Source organism: Desulfomonile tiedjei, from assembly GCA_016212925.1.
Lineage (GTDB): Bacteria > Desulfobacterota > Desulfomonilia > Desulfomonilales > Desulfomonilaceae > JACRDF01.
This window is the reverse complement of the sequence record JACRDF010000025.1, coordinates 347,383-357,100: the sequence shown is the minus strand read 5'-3', so window position 1 is coordinate 357,100 and position 9,718 is coordinate 347,383. Positions and strand designations below refer to the sequence as shown.

Here is a 9,718-nt window from a genome sequence, read left to right as displayed (position 1 = left end):
ACGTGGCCTTGCGGTCGGCCCCCATAGGGGGCCACTGACGTTGATTGAGGCAGCCTGCCTCTAGTGCGACGCCTTTTACCGTCATTCCTGCGGAAGCAGGAATCCAGTATTTTCATCGAATCCTGGACCCCGGCTTTCGCCCATAGGCGTTAACTTTGGGGTCATCTTCATCGGTGTTCCGGAGGAACACCTGATAGTAGGCCGGCGATTTATCGCCGGTAAACGGGCGGTCCAAAAGAGATTTTTCAGTCCCGGAGGGACGGCTGAACGGATACTCGCAGAACTTTGGCAATCAGTCGTCCCTCCGGGACGAGAGGTCCTTTTGGTCCGCTTTCCCGGCGATGAATCGCCGGGCTACTTTCGTTCCGTCCCTCCGGGACGGACGGGATTCAGAAATAAAGTTAGCGCATATGGGCTTCGCCGGGGCGACGTCCTGTGACTCCGAGCCTGCTCGGATACATCGGGGATTTTTCCGGCTGAGCCAACGAACTCTGACCACGTGCCCAGCACGTGGGATTCTGAGTTGAACTAAATCCGCACTTAGGAGATGTTCTGCAATCTTGACAAATTAGCTGCATAACTCTAGCATCTAAGCGTGTCATAGCAGCATCGAACGAATCCTCAGGTGTGGGAATTTTCCCAATGGCAGATGCCGACAAAAGGATTGTGGCTGTAAGTTCCCGGCTCACGAAATTCATAGGAGCCAAAGCCACCAAAGAGAAGAAAATGCAGGCCGCGGCCATGCAGGCCGAGTTCACACTGCGCGACACGCTAATAATACTCTGCTATCTCGGCCGCGATCCGGACCCCGAGATCTCATCACAAGCCAGGAAGAACTTGATTCCCGCTGCCCGTAACTGGTTCAACCGGCCCGATAAACCCGAATTGCCCGAACCGATATACGAAATCGTGATGAAGGTGATTGACAGGATCGGTGGGGGGGAGGCGGCTCCGGACCTCGAACCGCAGTCCGAAGCGGTCAGCGGCAATATCGGACTTTTTGGTTTGGGAGAAATACTCCAATCCATTGATCACAACAATCGCACATCTCGCATAGCTCTGAATAACGAAGGCGAGACAGCCACAATTTATACCGAGCGCGGAAGAGTGGTCGGCGCGGTAACCGACGACTCCGACGGCATGGAAGCTTTCTTCACCGCGTTTGGATGGAGCGGCGCCTCGTTCGAATACCAGCTTGCCGAACCGGGCGAATTTCGAAACAGGATAAAGGCGAGTACGCTGAATCTGGTCATGGACGCGCTCGATCGCATGCCGGACCATGACCCCTTTGATAGCGATATCAGCAGGACGTGGCGAATTCAGGGAAACCTGGGTGTCATGAATATCTTCGAGATTGCCGAAATCTTCGAGATGAATTCGAAGCAAGCTGTCTGCCGGATGACGCGTGAAGGGGTTGAAGGGAGTTTGTTCTTCAAGAGCGGCCGCGTAGCCAACGCCACCCTGGGGGAAATGACCGGCCTGGATGCGGCCTGCTATCTGTTGGCGTGGCCCAGCGCTCAATTTGCCATAAGCCGGGGAGAAGATGAAGTCCCGGACGTAATTCACGTCGGGATGCAGAATCTCATAATCGAAGCCATGCGACTACTCGACGAGGGCGTCACGGTCACCGAGAGAATCGCATCTGAACTGGCTTTGATAAATGAGCTTTTCGAGGGAAGAGACGTCGTAACTCTTCCCGTGCTCGAAAAAGTCCGCCTTGTATTCAGTGACGATCAGCGGGCCCGCGAGGTCTTGGAAACGGACAGCAACCCGCTGGTGCGCAAGGCCATAAGGGTAAAGATTTCAAAGACCGTCCATAAATACCTCAATCCCGCCACGGATCATGAAATTCGGATGAAGGCCGCCCGAGGAGTGGTACCGCTGTCCACCAACGAGAAGCTCGTGTTGCTGAGCTATCTGTCACACGATGAATCGGTGGAAATCAGAGAACAGGCGAAGAAGACTCTGGATGAACTGGACATGCCCACTTACCGCAAGGGTCTTGAAGCCGACCTTCACCCTTCGGTCGTGGATTTCCTTGTAAGAGAAACGATAAAAGACCCTGCTTTAATTAGTGTCGCCGCATCTTCAGACAACATTTTGGAAGAAACCGCCCTGCACATACTGGAGAATTGGTCGGACCCGCAAGTATTCAGAACCATATCCGAAAATAAGAAGCTTCTGGAAAGAAGCCCTTCCGTAGCGGCCAAAATCAAGCAGATGGCCCCGAATAATGAGGAGCTGCAAACCCACATTGATGCTTTCGAAGAATCCTTGTTGCAAGGGCAGTTTGACCTCAAAGTCGAAGGGCCTCTCAATATGGTCGGGCTCGGCGGATTGTTCCGTGCAGCTCGCCAGGGTAACCGTTCAGGCACGATTGTTGTGGAGAGACCGGGCCAGGTGGGGCGAATCTTCTTGAGGCGAGGCAAGGTGATAGGGGCCCTTTGCGGCGACCTGGAGGGCATGCCTGCTCTGGAGGACATCCTGCGGCACGCGGATCACCGCTTTCGATATACGCTCCGAACCAACTTCCATGTCGAAAACCTCGACAATGCAGCAGTCGAAGAAATTCTCACCCGGCCGTCGTTGGGACCAAGTTCCGGCGAGCACGAGGGCTTGCGATTGATCTCCGGAAGCCTTGTCGTCATGGACGTGTTTGAAGTCCTTTCGTCTCTGGAAGGCACCTCCGTGCCAATAGCCATCACTGTGATCGCAGAGGAGGGACTGGGGGAAATAGTCAGGGACCGCAGCCATATCCTTCACGTACGTGTGGAGGGAAAGGATAGTCCTCTACAAGCCATGGCGGCCATGATGTCGTGGAACGGGACCCGTTTCGTTGCGCGGAAGGCCGCTGATGACTTGACTGTAACGGTTGACAAGCCTGCCAACGATTTCTTTGCTGACGCGATGAGGCTGATCCCCGACGAGATGAAGTACATGACCAGGCCTGGGGAATTGCCCGAATGGGAATTGGCTGAAAGCGAGTTTGAAAGCCTGTACCACAGGATCCTTCAGATGGGGGTGACGGAGAAGATTAAGTGCGCCATGATGGGGACCAAAGAGGCACGCGATATACTGGTGCGAGACTCCAATAAATTGGTGGCGGTGGCTGTTGTCAAGTCGCCTAAGATACAGGAATCGGAAATAGAAGCCATCAGCAAGTCCCGCAACGTGTCCGAAGAAGTGCTCCGTCACATAGCTTCCAACAATGACTGGACCAAGTCTTATACGGTAAAGCACAACCTGTGCGCCAATTCGAAGACACCCATCCCCATAGCTATGAAATTCCTGAACCACTTGCGCGAGATGGACCTGCGAAGACTGGCGAGGAGCAAGAACGTATCGTCGGTTGTGGCCACCCAGGCCCGGCGTATCGCTGAGACGAAAAAGAGTCGTGTTTGATTCCGCGCGTGGTTGCTTGAAGCCAGTCCTTCGGGATTGCACGAAAGAGCCCACAATGTAGATGAGGTCGTACAGGGTCTCCACCTGAATGTCTCTCATACCAGGTCGCGTTCAAGCACTGAAGGATCAGGTAGATCCCGCACGGACCTGAGTGACCTCAGGTCCGTGGCACCCGAAGGCCGATGCTGATTGGCTGTTGGGTGCCACTGACCCGGGAACCAGGTCAGTGCTGATTTTGGATCAAACAATCTTCACCGTTTGAAAGCGAATCCGTATCCTACCAACTTTCATGACGGGAAGCGCCACAATGAAGGATGAAAATGCCTTCGTTCCGTATTGGTGCCACGGAGGTGCAGCTAGGCTCGTCCGTGTCCGTGCACGGATGAGCTGCGCACATCCGTGGCACCATGAAACAACGAACCCATGTCTCCTTTCAGCTATGGGCCTTTCATAGGAATTTGGTTCTCGTTCCCAGGCAGAGCCTGGGAACCAGATGAACTCCGGCACTGGAAAGGTGCGCAAAAAAATACAACTCTTGTCGCTTCGCGACCTGGACGTGTGACGTCCGGGCCACCCGGCCGAAGCAATCTCGTTTTCGGTAGGACCGGCATCCTGCCGGTCATTCAGTGCGTAGGACGTGGTGATTCCGCGGTTCGCTGGAGAACCGCATCATTCGAGTTCTTTCTCGTTTTTAAAGAGCCGAAGAGCAACAGAGACACAAGAAAAACACTCCTCTGCGAAAAGTTCTCTTTGCAGAAAGAGGTTTTTTGAGATAAGCCTCCAAAAAAACCGAGCTATGTGCTAAAGTTCGGGATGCAACAGAGAGCGAAGACTAGTTAACGAAAGGCTTCGCTCAGGGGAAGACCGATGGAGGTTTTCCAGGACCCTTTTGGGAGTTCGGTGCTGGGAGCAATAGCAGAGCCGGCCGGAGATGGACGGACTCATACGAATATGTTTTCAAACATATGACTCACAGGGAAGGCCTTTTCCCAAACCTGGCGGCACGTGGGCTCCTCGCGTTTTACACGTTTGAACGAACATTGGTATCATCCGCGCGTCTGGTTCAGTAATATCAAAGGACTAAACGGAAATGACGGCACAAGATCTCGGTATTGAGGACATCTTTCAGGGGGCGGAAAAAGTGGAGATCTTCGGCAAGCTCCCGGCGCTCCTGTGGGCCTACATAGACACCGGTCGCCAGGTGATCCAGGATCTCCAAGTCAGCCCGGGCAAATCTCCGGAATCGCTCCACAAGTTGCAGAAACTCTTGGAGATTCTTAACTCTGCGGCGGAACATCTGGGTAACAAAGAACTGAAGGGGAGACTGGACCCCCACTCGCAGATGCTCTCAGCTCTGACCTCCGGCGAGACGCTGCAAGAGAGTCTAGTCCAGTCCTTTACCTCCTGCCTCGCCAAACTGGAAGAGGTCGCGGGGCAGCGCACTCCGTCCGTGGTTGAGCGGTTCCTTGGCAAGGACCTGTTGGACCAGGAACTGGACAAAGTGGAAAGAATCAAGGCCGGCCGCAGCGCAGACATTGTTGTCAGTATTGACGTGTTGAACGACGTAAGGAATTACCTCAGCAGCGAGGTCATGACAGAAGGAATCTCATCAATACTGGTTATTGACAACGCGGGGTCTCTGATCGTCAACATGGGGAATAAGATCGAACTGGACGCTGTGTCCTTGGCCGCGGTGGCCGCGGCCAACTTCGCGGCAACCGAACAGATTGCCCGGCTGATCGGAGAGAGGGACTTTGTCCTACTGTTTTATAAAGGGCATAGTGAATCGTTCCATTTCAGCCGAGTCGGTGATGAATACATAATTGTCACCATCTTCAATAACGCTCTTTCGCTAGGATTGGTGAGGCTCAAAATTGCAGAGGTAGTCACAGTCCTTGCAAAGAAGCTCCCCAAAAGGGAGGGCTGAAGATGGCATTCATAAACAAAAGCGCAAAGGAAATACAGGTTAAAATCGTTTACTACGGACCGGGTCGGTGCGGCAAGACCACCAATTTGCTGTACGTCAATCAAAAGATGAACGCTCAGTTCATGGGGAAAATGATCTCCATAGACACCAGAGGTGACAAAACACTTTTCTTTGATTTTCTACCCCTGTCGCTCGGAAAGATACGAGGGTTTAGTATCAGGGTTCAACTCTATACGGTCCCCGGCCAGGTTTTGTACAACGAGAGCCGCAAAATGGTCTTAAAAGGGGTTGACGGGGTTGTTTTTGTCGCTGACTCCATGGAAGTTCAGCAGCAGGCCAACGTAGAGAGCTTGCAGAATCTCCGCGAGAATCTCGCTGACGACAACTTGGATCTTGACGAACTGCCCCTTGTCCTCCAGTTCAACAAGCGTGACCTGGAAGGCAGTGTTATTCCGGTCCTCGAGGAGTCGGTCCTCAACCGCGACTTGAACGCACTGCTCAAGACCCCTGCCCCCACTGTAATGGCCAGCGCGCTTCAGGGCCCTGGCGTTTTTGATACATTGCGTGAGGTAAGCAAGATAACAATTAAGTCCGTCCATCATAAACTCAGAACCTAAAATCCATGCGGGTGAATTGATGGCCAAGAGAGACGAGATTGACGAGCTGGATACACTAATTGAAGAAGCGGTGGACACCTACTTTGTGGAAGCCCCCTCGAATGAGGGAGGTCCGTCCGGATTCGCTCAAACCCGTGATGACTCGTCGGATCGAAGTGCCATAGATAGTGCCGCCCCAAAAGCCGCTGCCAGTGTTTCTCTGGATGAGGCAGTGGACTCGCTTTTCATGACTTCCTTTGAACCAACTCCCGTTAAGCATCTGAGCCAACCGACGACCGTCACATCGGGAGATCCCGAAATAGACCAGGCCATTGACCTGGCTGTGGACACCTTATTTGTGGAGGAGCCGGAGACTCCGCCACCCGAGACGGCTCAACTCAGGATGTCGGATTCCCCGAACGAAGACCAGTTGGACTACTATCCCGGGCCGGAACAATCGTATTCCGACCGCGTTGATTTCGCGGGGAAGGCATTGTCAGAGATGCCTCGGGAGAAAATGAGAAGCACGCGGCAGGCCGATCTGACCTACGATGACGTCATGGCTATGGAAATCGGCCGCCACATGCACACCATGTATGATGAGACGGCCAAGGCGGAGGAGGCAGCGGAGGCAGCAGAGGCCAAGCCTGAAAAAAGACCCGTTCCCGCGCCTGCGAAGGAACTTTCCAAGGACGACGCCCTGGCCCTCAGAAAACTTCAAGAGGCCATCCTCACACTCGAATGGGAGGTCTCCAGGCGCTCAGTCACGGTATTGGCCAACGAGCTTCATAGGGTGAGAACGCGGTTCCAAGAGAATGTCACGGTCGATTTTGCCGCAATGTCCATGCGGGTGGTCCTGGATTACGTGGTGAAGCGGATGGCGCGAGCCCACCCGGAATCAATCCGGTTTCTCCTGGAAGTTACCGAGTTTCTGGAGAGAATTCTGGTCTCGCCGGGCGAAGATCCGTTGCGTGCTTTTCATCAAATACTGACCCGGTACGAACGCTACAAATCCGCCGTGCGAAAAGCGGAAGGATTGCTTGATCGAAGGCCGGCTATCCTAAGCGAACTGGAGATCAAGGACCCGGAATCCTTTGCCAACCTGGTAGACGCTCACGCGTCGACTCTGATCAAAGCCAGCCATTCGCTGGCAAACGGACTGAAACGTGTAAGAGATCCCGAGAACCTTATCAGGTCGTTCAGATTTCTTGTCACCCGATCATTTGACCGCATCCTCGAAAAAACACACAGGCAGAAGGTGGAGAAAAAAGCCAAAAGTTCGGTTCCATCAGCCTGACGGCCAGGGCCGATACCGCACGTGGCCAACATACTCGAATAAGTGTAACAATCTAGTTAGGGGGGCAAGATCAGAAAAAATTCCCCTGTACCCCTCTAATTAGAAAAAGGGTGCGAGGAAGCTGGTGCCCTACCCTCTTTGTCAGGGGGGGACGAAGAGCCATTTTGGAATGAGAGGAGAAATCCTGCACAAAAATATTTTGTGTTTTTCCGCTCGGCAACTTAAGTTCACGGTACAGACTTGAAATGCTGGACGAATGGCGTCGGAAGAGGTTAAGATTATAACGGCCCGTGTAGGGAAGGGACGCTTACTTTTCGTACACGGATGAAAATGTCTCAGGAGCAAATGATGAGCGTGGAGAATCCCACGGGATCGGCCGACAATCGCAGGAGAGCCACCAGAAAATATATGTTGTTCAAGATCCCCGCTTACGATGGGCAGTCAAGGAGATTTCTCGGGCTTGTTCAGGATATCACTGATAGTGGGGTACAGTTGTTCGGGGTCCAAGTGGAGGCCAACACCACCCGGACTTTAATAATTCAGGCGTCGGATTACATCAAGAGCGCTCCCTTGGAGTTTGATGCGGTCTGCAGGTGGAGCAGAAGGGAAAATCCCCAGGGGTATTACGTTTCGGGGTTCGAGATAGTCAATATCAGTGCTGAATCGAGGGAGAGCCTGACCAAGCTGATAGATTTCATCACTCTGGGTTGACCATGCCGAAGATTTGGAACTCATCACGGTAAGAAGAGATTCGTAGCTCAAAAAAACCTTCTCTGTTTGAAAGCAAATCCGTATCATAGGCCTTGTTACAGGGCACAGAGGGGTCGGTTCGGGAATAAAGATGTTCCAGCTCACAATCGTTCGACCTGACGGTCAAGAGGTAGAGCAGTCCTTTACAGCTCACCGGACAGTGGTGGGGCGTCAGGAAAAATGTGACCTTTGCCTGATGGACAACATGGTTTCGCGGAACCACTGCCTGATATTGCAGGAGGGGCAAAGGGTCGTAGTGAAGGATTTGGACAGCCTTAACGGCACCTGGGTGAACGGTCGTAGAATCAAGAACCGACGCGGCATCAAGGAGGGAGATGTCCTACAGATCGGACCGTTTCGGCTTATTTTCCAACCGGAAGCCTCTGCGAACATTCCCTTGCAAAGCCAAACTCTCGACATGACGCAGCTCCAGCAGGAGACCTTCGTTCACAAGCATGAGACCGAAAATGTGATGAAGCCTCTCGGCATGATCAGCAATTACCTGTCTGAGACTTCAAGCGAGCCGACACCGGTCCCCACGAAGGTTCGCCGCGAGCGCTTAAATAGGAACCTGCTCACTCTATACAGTATTACCGAGCAACTGGTAGCTACCAAGGACCTCGAAGAAATCCTCGACTACATCATGGATCAGATCTTCGAGATCTTTTCTCCATCCCAGGCAACGATCCTTCTCAAAGAAAAAGACCCCATACCCGTTCCCAGAAAGCAGCGAACCGCAGATGGGGAAGGAATCGTCCGGCCGGTCAGCACGACCATAATCAACCGAATACTTGGCGATCGTGTTTCGGTATTGACCGACAACGCGTTGGAAGACCCGCGTTTCGAGATGGGAGACAGCGTGGTCATTGACGGCATCCGGTCGGTAATGGCGGCACCGATCTGGGAAGACCGCGTGATCCTGGGTGTACTTTATGTGGATCGATTGGACATCATCGGGGGCTTCAATCCCGAGGACCTGGACCTGCTGACGGCCATCGGCCATCAGGCGGCCCTTGCCATACAGCGGTGGAAACTTACTGAAAGGCTGCGAGAAGAAGCTGTCAAGAGCGCGGTAATCCGCGAGAACCTGAGACGCTTCCATTCGTCACGGGTGGTGGATCTGATTGTAGAGGGCATGGCCGATCTGGAAGTCAAAGAAACAGTTGCCAGCATCTTTTTTTGCGACATTGTGGGGTTTACTACGTTGTGCGAGACCAGCACACCTCGCCAGCTTCAGGAGGTGCTCAACCTCTTTTGCACCACGGTGAATCGCGCGGTCTTTCATGAGCAGGGCACGCTGGACAAATTCATAGGAGATGCGGCAATGGCCATTTTCGGCGCACCCTTGCAGCAAGAAGACGCTCCGGTACGTGCGATACGGTCGGCTCTGCGGATCCGAGAGGTCCTTTCGGAGGATGTCTCGAGCCTGCCTTTTGATCTGCGATTTCGGGTGCGCTACGGCATCAATACAGGTCCGGCAATTGTCGGCAACTTCGGCTCGGACGAAAGGATGGATTACACCGTCCTGGGCCACGCTGTTAATGTGGCTTCCAGGATTTCGCAGTCCGCGGAACCTGACCAGATCCTCGTCGGTCAAGAGACCTATGACCAAATTAAAGACAAGAACCTCTTTGTCTTGGAAAAGGTTGGGACCAGAGCCCTGAAGGGACTGAAGGGCAAGTTGAGGCTTTTTGAGGTGAAGGGCTTTCTGTGAACGAATCCGGAACGGCTCACGATTGTTTGCCA

6 protein-coding genes are annotated in these 9,718 nt (G+C 53.3%); all 6 read left to right on the top strand.

Translation table 11 applies throughout. The annotated features are described in order from the left end of the window. Nucleotides 1-642: 642 nt before the first annotated feature. The 6 genes from HY913_12040 to HY913_12015 all read left to right on the top strand — a co-directional run bounded on the left by HY913_12040 (nt 643) and on the right by HY913_12015 (nt 9,686). Nucleotides 643-3,402, top strand: coding sequence for a DUF4388 domain-containing protein (locus tag HY913_12040; protein ID MBI4963999.1), 2,760 nt, complete (start codon nt 643-645; stop codon nt 3,400-3,402). A 1,090-nt stretch (nt 3,403-4,492) separates the two neighbouring features. Continuing rightward, nucleotides 4,493-5,329: a roadblock/LC7 domain-containing protein gene (locus HY913_12035; protein ID MBI4963998.1), complete on the top strand. Its 837-nt coding sequence runs from the start codon at nt 4,493-4,495 to the stop codon at nt 5,327-5,329. A 2-nt stretch (nt 5,330-5,331) separates the two neighbouring features. Beyond that, a complete protein-coding gene (locus HY913_12030) occupies nt 5,332-5,946 on the top strand; it encodes a GTPase domain-containing protein (GenBank protein ID MBI4963997.1) in 615 nt (204 codons plus the stop codon). Between the two features lie 19 nt (nt 5,947-5,965). Then, nucleotides 5,966-7,222 carry a hypothetical protein gene (locus tag HY913_12025; GenBank protein MBI4963996.1) on the top strand — a complete coding sequence of 419 codons (1,257 nt, stop codon included), beginning with the start codon at nt 5,966-5,968 and terminating at the stop codon, nt 7,220-7,222. 348 nt (nt 7,223-7,570) lie between these two features. Beyond that, nucleotides 7,571-7,933, top strand: a complete 363-nt coding sequence (locus HY913_12020; protein ID MBI4963995.1) for a PilZ domain-containing protein — start codon at nt 7,571-7,573, stop codon at nt 7,931-7,933. 130 nt (nt 7,934-8,063) lie between these two features. After that, complete coding sequence (locus HY913_12015) at nt 8,064-9,686, top strand: FHA domain-containing protein (GenBank protein MBI4963994.1); 1,623 nt, start codon at nt 8,064-8,066, stop codon at nt 9,684-9,686. The last annotated feature ends 32 nt before the right edge of the window (nt 9,687-9,718 follow it).